The following is a 14647-nucleotide window of genomic DNA, read 5'->3' as shown; positions in this document are numbered from 1 at the left end:
CCTATGCCCTTGGAGGCGAAATAAAGGGGGAGGGGGCGGCCGCAGGCCGACGCCGGAGGACATTCGCCGGAAAGGGCATAGGCGCCCAGCGCCCGGCCCAGCGGAGCAGCAACCCAAAAAAACGGCAGGGTTTCCCCTGCCGTTTCAATATCATCGCGCACTGGTGGCAAGCGTACCGACCAACGGTCGGTACCTACCGGGATGCCGCGATTATTTCAGGCCACGATTGACCAGCAGCGGTTCCACCGACGGATCCTTGCCGCGGAACTCGCGGTACAGATCGGCCAGCTCCACGCTGTTGCCGCGCGAGAGGATCTTGTCGCGGAAGACCTGGCCGTTCTCCGGGGTCAGGCCGCCGTTCTCCTTGAACCACTCGAAGGCGTCATGGTCGAGCACTTCGGCCCAGAAGTAGGCGTAGTAACCGGACGAATAACCGCCACCCCAGATGTGATCGAAGTAGCTGGTGCGGTAGCGCGGCGGCACCTGCGGCAGGTCGACCTTGAACTTCTTCAGCGCGGCCGCTTCAAACGGCGCGACGTCCTGCAGCTTGGCGTCGGCCGGCTGGGTGTGCCAGGCCAGGTCGAGCAGGGCGGCCGAGAGGTACTCGGTGGTCGCATAGCCCTGGTTGAAGGTGCGGGCCTTGAGGATCTTGTCGACCAGCGCCTGCGGCATCGGCTCGCCGGTCTTGTAGTTCTTGGCGTAGTTGGCGAAGACCTTCGGGTCCAGCGCCCAATGCTCGTTGAACTGCGAGGGGAACTCGACGAAATCGCGCGAGGTGCTGGTACCGGCGATGGACGGGTACTTCACCTTCGAGAACATGCCGTGCAGCGCATGGCCGAACTCATGGAACATGGTGGTCACATCATCGAAGCTCAGCAGCGCGGGCTGGCCGGCGGCGGGCTTGGTGAAGTTGCACACGTTGTAGACCACCGGCTTGGCACCGGTCAGGCCGTCCTGTTCGACGAACACGTCCATCCAGGCGCCGCCGGACTTGCTGTCACGCTTGAAGTAGTCGGTGTAGAACAGGGCCAGCGAGGTGCCGTCCTTGTCGAACACTTCGTAGACCTTCATGTCCGGGTGGTAGGTGGGGATGTCGGTACGCGGCTTGAAGGTGATGCCGTACAGCTGCGTGGCGGCGTAGAAGACGCCGTTCTGCAGCACGTTGTCCATCTCGAAGTACGGCTTGATCTGCGATTCGTCCAGGTCGTACTGCGCCTTGCGCACCTGTTCGGCGTAGAAGTCCCAATCGGAGGCAGCGAGCTTGAAACCGCCCTTCTGCGCGTCGATCACCTTCTGCATTTCGCTGATCTCGCCACGCGCCTTGGCGGTCGCGGCCGGCACGGTGTCGGTCAGCAGCTTGAGCGCGGCGGCCGGGGTCTTGGCCATCTGGTCGGCCAGGCTGTAGGCGGCGTAGTTCTCGAAGCCTAGCAGCTTGGCCTTCTGCGCGCGCAGCTGGGCCAGGCGCTGAATGGTCTCGCGGGTGTCGTTGGCGTCGCCCTTTTCAGCACGGGTTTCCGAGGCCTTGAGCACGACGGCGCGTTGCTCGCGGTCGCTCAGCGAGCCGAGCACCGGTTGCTGCGTGGTGTTCTGCAGCGGCAGCAGGTACTTGCCATCGAGGTTGCGGGCCTTGGCATCGGCGGCGGCGGTGTTGATCGCATCCTCATCCAGGCCGGCCAGCTTGGCCTTGTCATCGACGACCACGGCACCGGCGGCGGTCGCGGCGACCAGGCGGGTGTGGAACTGCGTGGCCAGCGTGGTTTCTTCGACGTTGAGCTTGCGCAGCGAGGCCTTGTCGGCATCGTTCAACTGCGCGCCGGCACGCACGAACTCCTGGTAATCACGCTCGACCAGGCGCTTCTGCACCGGGTCCAGGCCCAGCGCATCGCGCTGGTCGTAGATGGTCTTGATGCGGGCGAACAGCTTCGGGTCGAGGTTGATCTCGTCCTGGTGCTCGGCCAGCTTCGGGGCGACTTCTTCCTGCACCTTCTGGCGTGCATCGTTGGTGTCGGCCTGGACCAGGCCGAAGAAGATGCGCGACACGCGGGTCAGGGTCTCGCCGCTGCGCTCCAGCGCTTCGATGGTGTTGTCGAAGGTGGCCGGCTCGGGGTTGTCGGCGATCTTGCGGACTTCGGCCAGGTGCTGCTTCATGCCTTCGTTGAAGGCCGGCAGGTAGTCACTGTCCTTGATCTTGTCGAACGGCGGCGCCTGGAACGGCAGCGTGCTGGCGCTCAACAGCGGGTTGGCGGACGCATCGGCCGGCTGCTGGGTCGGGGCGGGCTGGGTATCGGTCACGGGGGTGGACTCCTTGCCGGAACAGGCCGCCAGCGCCAGGCTGATGGCAGCGGCCAAAACTACGGTACGCGACATGAAACGGGCTCCTTGGATGAGGGCGCGGGACGTGAAATCCCGCAGCCGATCACCCTACTCCCAAAGCCCGCAGGCGGCATGTGCCGGTCGTGGCGCGTGGCTGTGCGGGCCGTGGGGGCTACCCGGTCCGGCCCGCCCGGCGGCGCTCAGACGGTGCCGCGGGTCTTGCCCTGCCAGGGGCGGTAGTACGCGCGGATCGCGGCCATGTCGGCCGCGTCGTTGCCGGTGGGATGGAACAACGGGCCGATGCCGATGGTCTTTTCCGGGTAGTGGAAGTACGCGGCCAGCACCGGCACATCGGCCATGCGCGCGATCTTGAGGAAGCCGGCCTTCCAGTGCTGCACTGCCTTGCGCGTGCCCTCCGGGGTGATCGCGTACCACAGGCGGTCCGAGCCACGGATCAGGCTGACTGCCTGCTCCACGGTGCCCTGCGGTGAGCTGCGGTCCAGCGGGATGACGCCGAGCTTGCGCAGCAGCGGCCCCAGTGGCCACCAGAACAGCGAGGCCTTGCCCAGCACCTTGACCTGCATGCCCAGCGCGATCTTCGCCGCCATGCCCCAGAAGCCGTCCCAGTTGGACGAATGCGGGGCGATGATGAACACCACTTTGGGCACATCGGGCAGGGTGCCGGTCACTTTCCAACCGCCCAGGCGCAGCGTGCAGCGGGCCAGCCAGCGGAGGAAGCGGTTCGGTTTGACCTGCGGCATGTTCGGCGGAACCACCGGCAACAACGGACTTCGGTTGTTCAAGCAATCACTCCCAATTGCGTGTGGTGCGCCCGCGCTTGATCTGCGCGCGCCCCTTTTTGGCGTCCAGACGACGCAGTTTCGACCCGTAGGTCGGCTTGGTGGCCACGCGTGCCTTGGGCACGCTCAGCCCCGCCTGGATGAAGGCGGCCAGTCGATCGCGCGCGTCCTCGCGGTTACGGTCCTGGGTACGGAAACGCTGTGCATCGATGACCAGCACGCCTTCGCCGGTCATGCGCCGGTCGCGGCGGGCCAGCAGGCGCGCGCGCAACGGCTCGGGCAACGAAGGCGAGCCGGCCACGTCGAAGCGCAGCTCGACGGCGGTGGAGACCTTGTTGACGTTCTGGCCACCGGCGCCGCTGGCGCGCACGAACCGCTCGACGAGTTCCGTATCCGGAATCGTCAGGTGCGCGCTGATGGTGACTGGCCCGTTACCCATGGGCGGCATTGTAAGGGGAGGGCCGCCGGCCGGGTGACTGCAACGTGCGTGGATGTCGCCGATAACGTCCTCAATTACGGTCTGATGACGCCATCGCAGGTATTCTCCGGTTTCCCGCAACGCAGGATGCTCCGCAATGTTCCCGATCCGCCCGATGGCCCGCCGTGGCCTGATCCGCATGACATTCGCCCTGGCGCTGGGCCTGGGCGCGATCGCGCCGGCCATCGCCGCGCCGCCGTCGGATGCCGACATCAACCGCCTGCTGGCCGCCTCGCGCGCGCAGAGCATGCTCGATACGATGCTGCCGCAGATCGAGGCGATGCAGCGCCAGCAGTTCCAGCAGGTGGCGCAGCAGCGTCAGCTGGATGCGACGCAGCAGGCGCAGTTGCAGCGGATCGAGCAACGGACCAGCCAGACGGTGCGCCAGGCGCTGTCCTGGAAGGAGCTGCGGCCGATGTATGTGGATCTGTACAAGCAGACCTTCAGCAAGGAAGACGTGCTGGCGATGGCGGAGTTCTATGAGAGCTCGGCGGGGCAGAGCCTGTTGGACAAGACGCCGGCGCTGATGCAGAACGTGATGGTGGCGATCCAGGCCAAGATGCAGCCGCTGTTCGTGGATCTGCAGAAGGACCTGGAGGCGATCGTGAACGAGCCGGCGCCTGCGGCCGCACCGGCGAAGAAGTAATCGGGCTCGGGATCACAGAGGGTTACGTGTCAGTCCGCGTACGGCAGCTGTTCGTTTTCCATGGATGAGTAAGCCGGGCAGCCCAGGTCAGCGCACTTCCCAGTCGAACAGATCCATCGCCTTGCGGAATTCGCCGTCCACCGGCGCGCTGATGTCCATCGGCGTGCCATCCGGATGCGGGAAGCGCAGGCGCTCGGCGTGCAGGAGCATGCGGTGGATGCCCTGCATGCGGAAGCTGCGGTTGTGGCGGCCGTCGCCGTGGCTGGTGTCACCGATCAGGTGATGCGAGAGGTGCTTGAGGTGGCGGCGGATCTGGCGGAACCGGCCGGTCTGCGGCTGGCAGCGCAGCAGGGCGTAGCGTGAGGTCTCGAACTCGCCCATCGGAATCGCGATCTCGCCCACGGCGACACGCTGGAAGTGGGTGATCGCCTGCTTCTTGACCGGTTTGCCGGGGCCGCCATCGAGGTCGTGGTCGACGGTGAAGGCCTCATCGGCCGGCCAGCCGCGGCAGATCGCGAGGTAATCCTTGGTGACGTCGCCGCCCATCAGCGATTTGCCGAGCACGCTGGCGCTTTCGCGATCAAAGGCGAGCAGCAGGCAGCCGCTGGTGGCGCGGTCCAGGCGATGGACGAGGAAGATCGGCTTGCCGAGCTGTTCGCGCAGGCGGTCGGCGAGGAAGTCGTCTTCGCCCCGGGCAAGCTTGCTGTCGTGGACCATCAGCCCGGCGGGCTTGTTGACCACGGCGAGCTGGTCGTCCAGGTGCAGCAGTTGCAGGGGCGGAAGCGCCACCGGCGGCTCGGCCAGGGCCGCTGCCGGCAGCTCGATCACGCTCATCGGCGCCACCAGGCACTGGCCAGCGAGAACACCCCCGCCGCGCCGGTCACCCAGCTCCACACCGGGGCATCGCCGAAGTACCAGCCACCCGGCTGCAGGCCATACAGCACCGCGGCGACGATCATCAGGCCGACGCCGGCAATCGCGGCCACCGCGCGCTTCTGCAGTTTCTGCACGCTGACGTTCAGCGCCGCCAGATCACGCGAGCGCATCGACAGTTCATGATCACCTTCCACCTGCTGGCGCAGCCAGGCGTGGACCAGGCGCGGCATGTCCGGCGTATGCGTCATGATTTCGGGCAGGCGCTTGCGCACTTCCTTCAGCACCCGGCGCGGGCTGTAGCGTTCGCGCAGGATGCGTTCCAGCACCGGCCGCGCGACCGCCCAGATATCCAGTTCCGGATCGAGCTGACGGCCGACACCTTCGATGTTGAGCAGTGTCTTCTGCAGCAGGATCAGCTGCGGCTGCAGCGTGAGCTCGTAGCGCTGGGCCACGCGGAACAGCTTGATCAGCACCTCGGCCAGCGAGATCTGCGACAGCGGGCGGGTGAAATACGGTTCGCACACCGAACGCGCGGCCGCTTCGAGTTCATCGATGCGCACGTTGTTGGGCATCCAGCCGGCTTCCACATGCAGCGCGGCCATGCGCCGGTAGTCCTTGTTGAAGATGGCCATGAAGTTCTCGGCCAGGTAGTACTGATCTTCTTCGGACAGCTGGCCCATGATGCCGAAATCCAGCGCGATGAAGCGCGGGTTGTCGCGGCGCGCCGGATCGGTGTCGACCCAGATGTTGCCGGCGTGCGCATCGGCGTGGAAGAAGTTGTCGCGGAACACCTGGGTGTAGAACACCCGCACGCCCTTGGCGGCCAGCGCCTTGCGGTCGATGCCGGCCTTGTCCAGCGCGACGATGTCGTCCGACGGGATGCCCCACACCCGCTCCAGGGTCAGCGCGCGCTCGGCGGTGTGGCTCCAGATCACCTCGGGCACGTACAGATCGTCCGAGTCGATCCAGTTGCGGCGCAGCACGCTGGCATTGGCGCCTTCGCGCTGCAGATCCAGTTCGGCGGCCAGGGTGTTTTCGACTTCGGCGACCACTTCGCGCGGGCGGATCTTGTCGGCGCGCGGGTGCGCGCGTTCGATCAGCGCGGCGGCCGACTTGAGCAGCGCGATGTCGGCGTCGATCTGCTTTTCGATGTCCGGGCGCAGCACCTTGACCACCACCTGGCGGCCATCGGCGAGCGTCGCCGCGTGCACCTGTGCGATCGAGGCCGAGGCCAGCGGCTGCAGATCGAAGCTGGCGAAGGCTTCGCTCACCGGGCGGCCGAGCGCGCGCTCGACAATGGCCTGCGCGGTAGCGCCATCAAACGGTTTGACCCGGTCCTGCAGCAGGGTGAGTTCGTTGGCGACGTCGGCCGGGATCAGGTCACGGCGGGTGGAGAGGATCTGGCCGAACTTGACGAAGATCGGGCCGAGGTCCTGCAGCGCCAGGCGCAGGCGCGCACCGCGCGACTGTGCGGCGATGTCGGCCGAGGCGCGTGGCACGAACGGCTTGGCCAGGCGCAGCCAGCGTTCGGCCGGGGTGCCCTGGAGCAGATCGTCGAGGCGGTAGCGCAGGATGATGCGGCCGATGCGGCTGGCGCGGAAGATCGCCTTCATGCGCCCACCTGCCGCAGGCGCTGGACGCGCACGGCCATGCGTTCAACGTCGTCGCGCATCACGTCCACATCGTCGTGGAAGGCATCCAGTTCTGCTCGGGGTACCACGTCGCGCGACTCCTCGGTGACAAATTCAGCGGCGCTGTGCGCCAGGTCGGACGCGCCGCGGCGCGCGTGCTGCAGTGCCGAGCGCAGGGTGTTGGCGATCTGCACGCCCATCACCTCGCCGAACACGCGCACGAACGGCTGCTGCCAGTCCGGATCGAAACGGGTCGCGAGCTGCTGCAGGCGGCGGGCCAGCTCGGCATCGCCGGAGACCTTGACCCGCCCGGCCGGCGCATCACCGCCACGGCGTGCATTGGCCAGGAACGGCAGCTGGGCCAGCACCCCGCCCAGCGTGCTGCGCACGGCCAGGTCCGGCACCTGCTGCGGATCGACCGGGCCGACCGTGAGGCGCTCCCCGTCCACCCCGATCCGCATCGCCAACGCAGGCGATTCCAGGGTCAGCGCGATGTGGCGGCCATCCAGCGCGGCCAGCGCGCTGCGGGTGTCCGGGTCCAGCGCCAGCGCGCGGTTGAGCGTGAGCTGCAGCGCATTGCCAGCCAGCGGCTTGAGGGAAGAGAGCAGGGAACGGGCCATCACCGCATTCTACCGTGTGCCCTTGAACGGCGGGCGTGTTCCCGGGCGCCGACTCGGTTCATGCTATGGCACCCCAACACAGTGACAGGAGCGGCAACAGGCATGGGCAAGACCCGGGTAGGCATCATCTTCGGCGGCCGTTCGGCCGAGCACGAGGTCTCGCTGCAGTCGGCGAAGAACATCCTCGATGCGCTGGACAAGGACCGCTTCGAGGTCAGCCTGATCGGCATCGACAAGCAGGGCCAGTGGCACGTGAGCGACCCGCGCGACTTCCTGCTCAATGCCGGCGACCCGGCACGGATCGCGCTGCACCGCTCGGGCAATGCGGTGGCGGTGCGGCCGGGCCTGGAGCGCCAGCAGCTGGTGCCCACCGATCCGGCCACCGCGCTGGAGCAGATCGACGTGGTGTTCCCGATCGTGCACGGCACGCTGGGCGAGGACGGCTCGCTGCAGGGCCTGCTGCGCATGGCCAACCTGCCCTTCGTGGGCTCAGGCGTGTTGGGCTCGGCAGTGGCGATGGACAAGGACGTGGCCAAGCGCCTGCTGCGCGATGCCGGGCTGGCGGTGGCGCCGTTCGCCTGCTTCAACCGGGTCACTGCGGCGCGGGCCGATTACGCCGCGCTGGTCGCCGCGCTGGGCACGCCACTGTTCGTGAAGCCGGCCAACCAGGGCTCCTCGGTGGGTGTGAGCAAGGTGCGCAACGAGGCGGACTTCCATACCGCCCTCGCGCTGGCGCTGTCGTTCGATCACAAGGCGCTGGTGGAAGCGGCGATCGACGGCCGCGAAATCGAGTGCGCGGTGCTCGGCAACGAACACCCCGAAGCCAGCGTCTGTGGCGAGGTGGTCGTGCACGATGATTTCTATTCGTACGACACCAAATACATCAGCGAGACCGGTGCCGACATCGTGGTGCCGGCGGCCATCACCGATGCGGAGCAGTCCCGTATCCGGCAGATCGCCGTGCAGGCCTACCAGGCACTGGAGTGTGCCGGCCTGGCACGCGTGGATGTATTCCTGACGCCGGCCGGCGAGGTGGTGATCAACGAGATCAACACGTTGCCCGGCTTCACCCGCATCAGCATGTACCCGAAGCTGTGGGCAGCCAGTGGGCTGGATTACACCGCCCTGATCACGCGGCTGCTGGAACTGGCGATGGACCGGCATGCGCGTGAGCGCGATCTGCGCAGCGCCATCGCAACGACGGCCTGAACATCGTTGCCGATGTCAGGCCGTCATTATTTCCGCAGCGCGTCCCACGCCGGAGAGAGGTAGCGCGGGACGCGCCGGACACTAGGTCCGCTTGCGGAACATCGAAACCACCGCCAGGATCAGGAAAACGACGAACAGGATCCAGGCGACGTTGCTGGCGGCGCCGGCAATGCCCGAGAAACCAAGCACCGCCGCGATGATGGCGATGACAAAAAAGATGACGGCGTAATGCAGCATGTCGACCCTCGTGTTGATGCGTGCCGGAGTTGGCGTGGGGCCATGTTCACCAACCTGCGGTGTTCAGGGAGTGATGGAATCCTGTGCGTTCGATGAAGATGCCAGCCGGGCCAGCCCTTCTTCGATGCTGACCACGGGGACATAACCGAAGTCGCGGCGGGCCGGTTCCATGCTGTACCAGTGCGGGGTGCACAGCTGCTCGGCCAGGAAGCGGGTCATGGGCGGCTCGCCGCGCAGGCGCAGCAGCGGCCACAGCCGCTCGCAGACCGCGCCGATCCGGTAGGCCGCCTTGAAGCTGATCGACTTTGTCACTGGCGGCGCATCCACCGCGGCCAGCAGCTTGTTGAGCAGCTCGCGCATCGGCAGCGGCTCGCCGTTGGAAATGAAGTACGCCTTGCCGGCGCAGGCCGCGCCCGGGGCCAGGTGCTCCAGGGCCAGGAAGTGGGCCAGTGCGGCGTTGTCGATGTAGGTGGTATCGACCTTGTTCTGCCCATCGCCGACGAAGCGCAGGCGGCCGGCGCGGGCGCGCTCAGCCAGACGCGGTACCAGTTGCTGGTCGCCCGGGCCCCAGATCAGCCGCGGCCGCAACGCGACCGTGGCCAGCTGCGCATCGTTGGCCGCCAGCACGCGCTGCTCGGCGATGGCCTTGGTGGCCGCGTACGGCGCCTGGAAGTTCTCGCCATACGGCACCTCGTCCGCGCCCAGGCCCTCCACTGGATGCGTGGCGCGATGGGTCACGCTGGGCGTGGAGGTGTAGACCAGCTTGCCCACGCCGTGCGCGCGACAGGCCGCGATGACATTGTCGGTGCCGACCACGTTGGCCTGGTGGTAGCTGTCATAGCTGCCCCACGCACCGGCCTTGGCCCCGTTGTGGAGGACCGCATCGACCCCGGCCACCGCATGCATCACCGCCTGCGCATCGGCCAGGTCGCCGCGGATCTGGCCCACGCCCATCGCCTGCAGCGCAGGGTAGTGGCCGCGGTTGAACGCCAGCACCTGGTGACCCCGCTCGATCAGTCCCTTGCACAGGGCCTGGCCGAGGAAGCCGCCGCCGCCGGTCACGAGGATCTTCATGCGTGCTGCTCCAGTTGCGCGGTGGCCCATACCGTGAGCTTCTCGCGGCCGATCTTGGCGTTGTGGCGGATGTCGACCGGGAAGCCCGGGTGCGGCAGGAACTGCTCGATGCGCGCGGTGTGCTCATGTGCGGCCGCTTCACGACGCAGGCGCTCGACCAGGGCGGGCGAATCGATGGTGCCGGGCTGCAGTTCGTAGCACAGCACCGGCCGCTGCCGACCCGGCGCACCCACGCCGACCAGCGCGGTGCGGGCGATGCCGTCCAGCGCATTGAACACCGGCTCGACCTGCTCGGTGTACAGCGGCCCCTGCGCGGTTTCCACGCGCTGGGTCTTGCGCCCACAGAACCACAGCCGGCCCTGCGCATCGAAGTAGCCGACATCGCCCATCCGGTGCACGACCCGGGTGCTGCCATCGGCCAGGGTTTCGGTGATCTTCGCCGCGGCGGTGGCCTGCGGGCGGTTGAAGTAGCTGTCGGTGGCGGTCGGGCCGGCCACGGTGATCTCGCCCACCTCGCCGGTGGCCAGCACACGGGCCTGCGACCAATCCGGCAGCGGCGCGTCATCGATGGCGATGATGCGCACCTCGTTTGGCGCGACCACGCGGCCGACACAGGTACCGGCGCCGGCCTCGGTGGCCTGGCGGGTGTTCTCCAGCTCGCGGCCTTCGATCACCGCCACCGGCAGGCACTCGGTGGCGCCGTAGGGGGTCCAGAACTGGGCGTCATCGGGCAGCAGGCGGCGGATCCGCGCGACCACATCCGGCGGCACCGGCGCCCCGGCCGAGGTCACCCGGCGCACGCTCGGCAGCGGCTGGCCGTGATCGGCCAGGACCCGCATCAGCGCCGGCGAGCCGAACAGTTGGGTGACGCCGAAGCGGTTGATGGCGTCATGCAGCTTGCGCGGATCGGCCTGGGCCGGGCGGGTCGGGTCCATGTCCGGGATCACCGAGGTCAGCCCCAGCGCCGGATCGAACAGCGCGAACGGCGGGAAGGTCGGCAGATCCACCCCACCCGGCTCCATCCCGAAGGCGGTGCGCAGCAGCTCGACCTGGCCGACGAAATGACGGTGGCGGTAGACCACGCCTTTGGGCACGCCGGTGGAGCCGCTGGTGAACAGGATCGCCGCGACATCCTCGCCATCGGTCGGGGCCAGCGCAGGCGCCGCCGTGGCGCCCTGGGCTTCCAGCCGGGCCAGGGTGGTGCCACCCCAGCCCCAGCGGCGGCCGACGGTCACCAGCAGGCGCGCAGAGCGGCACCAGCGCAGCACCAGGCGCGCCACGTGGGCCAGGCCGATGCCGATGAAGGCCTGCGGCTGGGCCTCGTCCAGGCATTGCTTCAGCGCGCGCTTGTCGATGCCCGGGTCGACCAGCACCGGGACCGCGCCGTTCTTGAACAGCGCGAACATCAGCAGGAAGAACTCCGGCGAGGGCCGCACCATCACCACCGCGCGCACGCCGCGGCCGATGCCGTGCGCGGCCAGGCCGGCCGCCATCGCGTCGCTGCGGGCGTTGAGGGTGCGGTAATCCAGGGTGACGTCATAACGCGCCATGCCGCCGGGCCCGGGCTTGCCGGGGCAGCGGATGGCGATCTGGTCGGGGCGTTCACGGGCCAGCTCGGGCAGGCGCGCGGCGATATTGATGGCGCTGTTCATCCGTTCATTGTCGCCGCTGCAGAAAAATCTTGCGCGCCGGCCGGTGGCGTGGAAAATTCGCGCCCTTCCCTCCTGCTTCGCTGCCGCCCAAGGCCGGTGCCCCATGCCCCATCCCTGCCTCACCTGCGGCGCCTGCTGCACCCAATACCGTGTGGCCTTCCATTGGATGGAATCGGACGAGGTCACCCCCGGTGGCGTCCCGCACGAGCTCACCCAGGTGCTGGACCCGCACCGGCTGTGCATGCGCGGCACCCTGTCCAAGCCGGTGTACTGCGTGGCGCTGGATGCTGAGATCGGCGTGTATTCGCGCTGCAGCATCCACCCCAACCGCCCCAGCGTGTGCCGTGAGGTGGATGCTTCGTGGGAGTACGGCAAGGCCAGCCCCCAGTGCGACAAGGCGCGCGTGGCGCACGGCATGCCGGCGCTGACCCTGGCCGACTGGCGCTGGCGGGACGAGGCGGGCAATGACGATGATCATCCCGACGACAACGGCAATTCCCCGGCGCCGCCGCAGGCACCGATCGCGGCGTAAAGATCGGCATGGGCAGGTGACGACCGTTGGTCGTCACGCCGATCAGATCGGGTGCGCGTCCAGAAACGCGCGGATCTTCGGCACCAGCACCTCGTGCTTGTCTTCCAGCACATAGTGTCCGGCATCCTCGAAGGCATGCACGACCGCCTGCGGCAGTGCGGCCTGGAAGCCCTCCAGGAAGTGGTGGTCGAACACGAAATCACGCAGCCCCCAGCCGATGAAGGCGGGACGGTCGGCGTAGCTGGGCAGGGTCTGGCCGGACCGCTCCAGCAGCGACCAGGCCTTGTCGGCCGGTGACAGCGGGATGTCCTGCATGAAGCGGATGGTGCTGATGCGGTTGGCGTAGCTGTTGTACGGCGACACGTAAGCGCGGCGCACCTCGGCCGGCATCTTCCGTTCCACGCCCAGCCACGAGGCACCGGACGAGAACGCGTTGAAGGTGCGGATGAGCCACTCGCCGATCTTCCAGTGGCGACCCAGCGCGATCTGCCACGGCATCTTCTTCGCGGCCGGCATCGGGAAGGCGGCGGTGTTGAGCACCACCAGGCGCTTGACCTGCGCGTGGTGCGACAACGCCCAACCGAAGCCGATCATGCCGCCCCAGTCGTGCACGGCCAGGGTCACCGGGCCGGTGATGCCCAGGTGCGCGAGCAGCGCCTCCAGGTCATCCACGCGCGACTGCAGGGTGTAGTCGTAGTGCGCGTCATCGGGCTTGTCCGACAGGCCCATGCCGATATGGTCCGGCACGATGCAGCGGTACTTGTCCGAGAGGCCGGTCACCAGGGTGCGCCAGTAATAGCTCCACGACGGATTGCCGTGGACCATCACCACCACCTCGCCATCGCGCGGGCCTTCGTCGAGATAGTTCATCGACAGGCCGGGGCGCACCTCGAAGCGGTGCGGATGGGCGGGGTAACCGGGCAGCTGGGGCATGCAAACGCACCTGTGAAAAGGGCCGGCAGAACCGGCCCTTGATGTTCAATTCCAACGCCGCAGCAGCCTGCGGCGACTGGTTTACCAGACCACTTCGGCCATCGAGCAGTTCAGGCCCGAGCCGATGCCGAGCAGCGCGATGCGATCGCCCTTCTTCAGCTTGCCCAGCTGCTTGAGCTTGCTCAGCACGATCGGCACCGAGGCCGGGCCGATGTTGCCGTGCTCGCCGAAGATCGTCATCACCTTCTTCGGGTCGATGCCGAAGTTCTTGATGAAGGCGGCGGTGTGCGGCTGGCTGACCTGGTGGATCACGAACTGGTCCAGTTCCTCCACGGCCCAGCCCAGTGCTTCACGGGCGGCCACGAAGGTCTTCTGTGCCAGCTTGATGCCTTCGATCAGCAGCATGCGGGTGTCGGTGACCATGCGGTCCAGGTTGCCCCGGCACAGCTGGTTCCACTCGGTGGCCGAGCGGGTCACGCCACCGCGGTAACGCGGGGCATCGGGCACCAGCTCGGTGCGCGCCATGACCATCGCCGCGGCACCGCAGCCCAGGGTCAGGGCGGCCATCTCGTTGCGGAAGTCATCGGCGGTCACGCCCGGCAGGGCCATGCGCTCGAGGGTCTTCTCGTACACCAGGTTGGCGGTTTCACCGTCGACGATCAGCGCGTAGTCGATCTCGCCGCGTTCGAGCATGCGGGCGGCGATGTCCATGCCGTTGATGAAGGCCAGGCAGGCATTGGCGACGTCGAAGGTCATGCATTCGTCGCCGACCCCCAGGTTGCCCGAGACGATGCTGGCCGTGGACGGCTCCAGGTAGTCGCGGCTGACCGAGGTGTTGACCAGCAGGCCGATCTTGTCGGCGCCGATCCCGGCGTCTTCCAGTGCTTTGCGGGCAGCCAGCGTGGCGGCGTCGGAGGCCAGCATGTCGGCATCCCACAGGCGGCGGGCGTGGATGCCCGCGATATCGCCGAGCACATCGGTACGGATGCCAAGGCGATCCAGCGTCGGCTTCAGCCGTTCGTTGATTTCCTTGGACGTCAGCGTGTGCGGCGCGTCGATGTGCGCCAAGCCGGCGATCGAGACATTCTTGAAGAGCATCAGTTAGCGCCAAGGCTCAGGCAAAGGGGGCGTTATTGTAAGCCGGCACGGCTTTCACCGCACCTTTACGAATTCACGCCCGGGCGTATGGTCCGGGCGCAGGGTGAAGGGTTCAGCGTGGCGGGCACTGGAAGGCCAGGAAGCGCTGGCTGCCATCGGCGGGCAGGCCAGAGGCCTGCACGGCATTGGCACCGGCGCTGGGCGCCTCGTTGCGGGCCAGGGTTTCCAGCTCTTCCTGCACGCGCAGCGGGTTGCGGTTGTAGAAGCCGACCTTGCTCTTCACGGTCACCACCACCTCGCCCTTGCTCTGGCAGCCGCTGGGAACCGCACCGGCCGGCAGCACGCGGACCGTCTTGCCGGACGACTCGATCGGCACCCAAGTGCAGGCGGAAACGCTGAGGATCAGGGCGGACAGAAGCAGAATGCGCATGGACAAGGCCTGGCTGGAATACGTAAGGGAGTGTGCGGGAAACAACTGAATCGAGGGTGATCAGGGGCCGGGAGGGTCCCCGGCACCTGAGGCGCGGGTCAGCGCGATGGCTGACCCG

Annotated in this window: 15 protein-coding genes; 3 read left to right on the top strand and 12 right to left on the bottom strand. The window is 67.5% G+C overall.

Going from position 1 to position 14647, the window contains the following annotated elements; genetic code table 11:
- Positions 1-210 precede the first annotated feature (210 nt).
- The 3 genes from dcp to arfB all read right to left on the bottom strand — a co-directional run bounded on the left by dcp (position 211) and on the right by arfB (position 3552).
- A complete protein-coding gene (gene dcp, locus QMX81_RS11710; RefSeq protein WP_282261667.1) occupies positions 211-2367 on the bottom strand; it encodes a peptidyl-dipeptidase Dcp in 2157 nt (718 codons plus the stop codon).
- Positions 2368-2513: 146 nt separating this feature from the next.
- Entirely contained in the window at positions 2514-3074 is a 561-nt protein-coding gene (locus QMX81_RS11705) for a lysophospholipid acyltransferase family protein (protein ID WP_226956705.1), read from the bottom strand.
- A 46-nt stretch (positions 3075-3120) separates the two neighbouring features.
- Positions 3121-3552, bottom strand: coding sequence for an alternative ribosome rescue aminoacyl-tRNA hydrolase ArfB (gene arfB / locus QMX81_RS11700; RefSeq protein WP_121044396.1), 432 nt, complete (start codon positions 3550-3552; stop codon positions 3121-3123).
- A 178-nt stretch (positions 3553-3730) separates the two neighbouring features.
- Between arfB and QMX81_RS11695 the strand changes: the two genes are divergently transcribed.
- Positions 3731-4237: a DUF2059 domain-containing protein gene (locus QMX81_RS11695; RefSeq protein ID WP_226956706.1), complete on the top strand. Its 507-nt coding sequence runs from the start codon at positions 3731-3733 to the stop codon at positions 4235-4237.
- Between the two features lie 87 nt (positions 4238-4324).
- Here QMX81_RS11695 and QMX81_RS11690 read toward each other — a convergent pair whose 3' ends face one another.
- Genes QMX81_RS11690 through QMX81_RS11680 form a run of 3 tightly spaced genes read right to left on the bottom strand, consistent with a single transcriptional unit; the run spans position 4325 to position 7364 of the window.
- Positions 4325-5071 carry a pseudouridine synthase gene (locus QMX81_RS11690; RefSeq protein WP_121044535.1) on the bottom strand — a complete coding sequence of 249 codons (747 nt, stop codon included), beginning with the start codon at positions 5069-5071 and terminating at the stop codon, positions 4325-4327.
- On the bottom strand, positions 5068-6726 hold the full coding sequence (ubiB, locus tag QMX81_RS11685; RefSeq protein ID WP_019184870.1) for a ubiquinone biosynthesis regulatory protein kinase UbiB: 1659 nt from the start codon (positions 6724-6726) through the stop codon (positions 5068-5070). Before ubiB ends, QMX81_RS11690 begins: the two co-directional genes overlap by 4 nt.
- Positions 6723-7364, bottom strand: coding sequence for an SCP2 sterol-binding domain-containing protein (locus QMX81_RS11680; RefSeq protein ID WP_121044402.1), 642 nt, complete (start codon positions 7362-7364; stop codon positions 6723-6725). The genes ubiB and QMX81_RS11680 overlap by 4 nt, the downstream gene beginning before the upstream one ends.
- 102 nt (positions 7365-7466) lie before the next feature.
- Between QMX81_RS11680 and ddlA the strand changes: the two genes are divergently transcribed.
- Positions 7467-8573 (top strand): D-alanine--D-alanine ligase, encoded by a 1107-nt coding sequence (gene ddlA, locus QMX81_RS11675; protein ID WP_121044405.1) that lies wholly within the window; start codon positions 7467-7469, stop codon positions 8571-8573.
- An 81-nt stretch (positions 8574-8654) separates the two neighbouring features.
- Here the strand turns inward: ddlA and QMX81_RS11670 are convergent, their stop codons facing one another.
- The 3 genes from QMX81_RS11670 to oleC all read right to left on the bottom strand — a co-directional run bounded on the left by QMX81_RS11670 (position 8655) and on the right by oleC (position 11536).
- Positions 8655-8810: a DUF1328 domain-containing protein gene (locus tag QMX81_RS11670; protein WP_019184873.1), complete on the bottom strand. Its 156-nt coding sequence runs from the start codon at positions 8808-8810 to the stop codon at positions 8655-8657.
- A 63-nt stretch (positions 8811-8873) separates the two neighbouring features.
- Positions 8874-9884, bottom strand: a complete 1011-nt coding sequence (oleD, locus tag QMX81_RS11665) for a 2-alkyl-3-oxoalkanoate reductase (protein WP_282261657.1) — start codon at positions 9882-9884, stop codon at positions 8874-8876.
- On the bottom strand, positions 9881-11536 hold the full coding sequence (gene oleC, locus QMX81_RS11660; protein WP_282261655.1) for an olefin beta-lactone synthetase: 1656 nt from the start codon (positions 11534-11536) through the stop codon (positions 9881-9883). Before oleC ends, oleD begins: the two co-directional genes overlap by 4 nt.
- A gap of 103 nt (positions 11537-11639) precedes the next feature.
- Here oleC and QMX81_RS11655 point away from each other — a divergent pair, with 103 nt between their 5' ends.
- Positions 11640-12068: a YkgJ family cysteine cluster protein gene (locus tag QMX81_RS11655; RefSeq protein WP_121044414.1), complete on the top strand. Its 429-nt coding sequence runs from the start codon at positions 11640-11642 to the stop codon at positions 12066-12068.
- 42 nt (positions 12069-12110) lie between these two features.
- On the opposite strand, the gene QMX81_RS11650 is transcribed toward QMX81_RS11655, so the two are convergent.
- From QMX81_RS11650 to QMX81_RS11640, 3 genes are all read right to left on the bottom strand, one after another.
- Complete coding sequence (locus tag QMX81_RS11650; protein ID WP_282261652.1) at positions 12111-13001, bottom strand: alpha/beta fold hydrolase; 891 nt, start codon at positions 12999-13001, stop codon at positions 12111-12113.
- Between the two features lie 81 nt (positions 13002-13082).
- Positions 13083-14099, bottom strand: coding sequence for a 3-oxoacyl-ACP synthase III (locus QMX81_RS11645; protein WP_019184878.1), 1017 nt, complete (start codon positions 14097-14099; stop codon positions 13083-13085).
- A 112-nt stretch (positions 14100-14211) separates the two neighbouring features.
- Positions 14212-14529 (bottom strand): DUF4156 domain-containing protein, encoded by a 318-nt coding sequence (locus tag QMX81_RS11640; protein ID WP_046272272.1) that lies wholly within the window; start codon positions 14527-14529, stop codon positions 14212-14214.
- Between the last annotated feature and the right edge of the window lie 118 nt (positions 14530-14647).

The organism is Stenotrophomonas sp. PS02301 (genome assembly GCF_029959485.1).
GTDB classification, from domain to species: domain Bacteria; phylum Pseudomonadota; class Gammaproteobacteria; order Xanthomonadales; family Xanthomonadaceae; genus Stenotrophomonas; species Stenotrophomonas maltophilia_Z.
The sequence above is the reverse complement of the archived record's forward strand: the minus strand, read 5'-3'. Positions and strand labels throughout refer to the sequence as shown.

Bases quoted from the DNA above. Each gene is read 5' to 3' on its own strand.
- dcp (WP_282261667.1), bottom strand. From the start codon at position 2,367: ATGTCGCGTACCGTAGTTTTGGCCGCTGCCATCAGCCTGGCGCTGGCG.
- QMX81_RS11705 (WP_226956705.1), bottom strand. From the start codon at position 3,074: ATGCCGCAGGTCAAACCGAACCGCTTCCTCCGCTGGCTGGCCCGCTGC.
- arfB (WP_121044396.1), bottom strand. From the start codon at position 3,552: ATGGGTAACGGGCCAGTCACCATCAGCGCGCACCTGACGATTCCGGAT.
- QMX81_RS11695 (WP_226956706.1), top strand. From the start codon at position 3,731: ATGACATTCGCCCTGGCGCTGGGCCTGGGCGCGATCGCGCCGGCCATC.
- QMX81_RS11690 (WP_121044535.1), bottom strand. From the start codon at position 5,071: ATGAGCGTGATCGAGCTGCCGGCAGCGGCCCTGGCCGAGCCGCCGGTG.
- ubiB (WP_019184870.1), bottom strand. From the start codon at position 6,726: ATGAAGGCGATCTTCCGCGCCAGCCGCATCGGCCGCATCATCCTGCGC.
- QMX81_RS11680 (WP_121044402.1), bottom strand. From the start codon at position 7,364: ATGGCCCGTTCCCTGCTCTCTTCCCTCAAGCCGCTGGCTGGCAATGCG.
- ddlA (WP_121044405.1), top strand. From the start codon at position 7,467: ATGGGCAAGACCCGGGTAGGCATCATCTTCGGCGGCCGTTCGGCCGAG.
- QMX81_RS11670 (WP_019184873.1), bottom strand. From the start codon at position 8,810: ATGCTGCATTACGCCGTCATCTTTTTTGTCATCGCCATCATCGCGGCG.
- oleD (WP_282261657.1), bottom strand. From the start codon at position 9,884: ATGAAGATCCTCGTGACCGGCGGCGGCGGCTTCCTCGGCCAGGCCCTG.
- oleC (WP_282261655.1), bottom strand. From the start codon at position 11,536: ATGAACAGCGCCATCAATATCGCCGCGCGCCTGCCCGAGCTGGCCCGT.
- QMX81_RS11655 (WP_121044414.1), top strand. From the start codon at position 11,640: ATGCCCCATCCCTGCCTCACCTGCGGCGCCTGCTGCACCCAATACCGT.
- QMX81_RS11650 (WP_282261652.1), bottom strand. From the start codon at position 13,001: ATGCCCCAGCTGCCCGGTTACCCCGCCCATCCGCACCGCTTCGAGGTG.
- QMX81_RS11645 (WP_019184878.1), bottom strand. From the start codon at position 14,099: ATGCTCTTCAAGAATGTCTCGATCGCCGGCTTGGCGCACATCGACGCG.
- QMX81_RS11640 (WP_046272272.1), bottom strand. From the start codon at position 14,529: ATGCGCATTCTGCTTCTGTCCGCCCTGATCCTCAGCGTTTCCGCCTGC.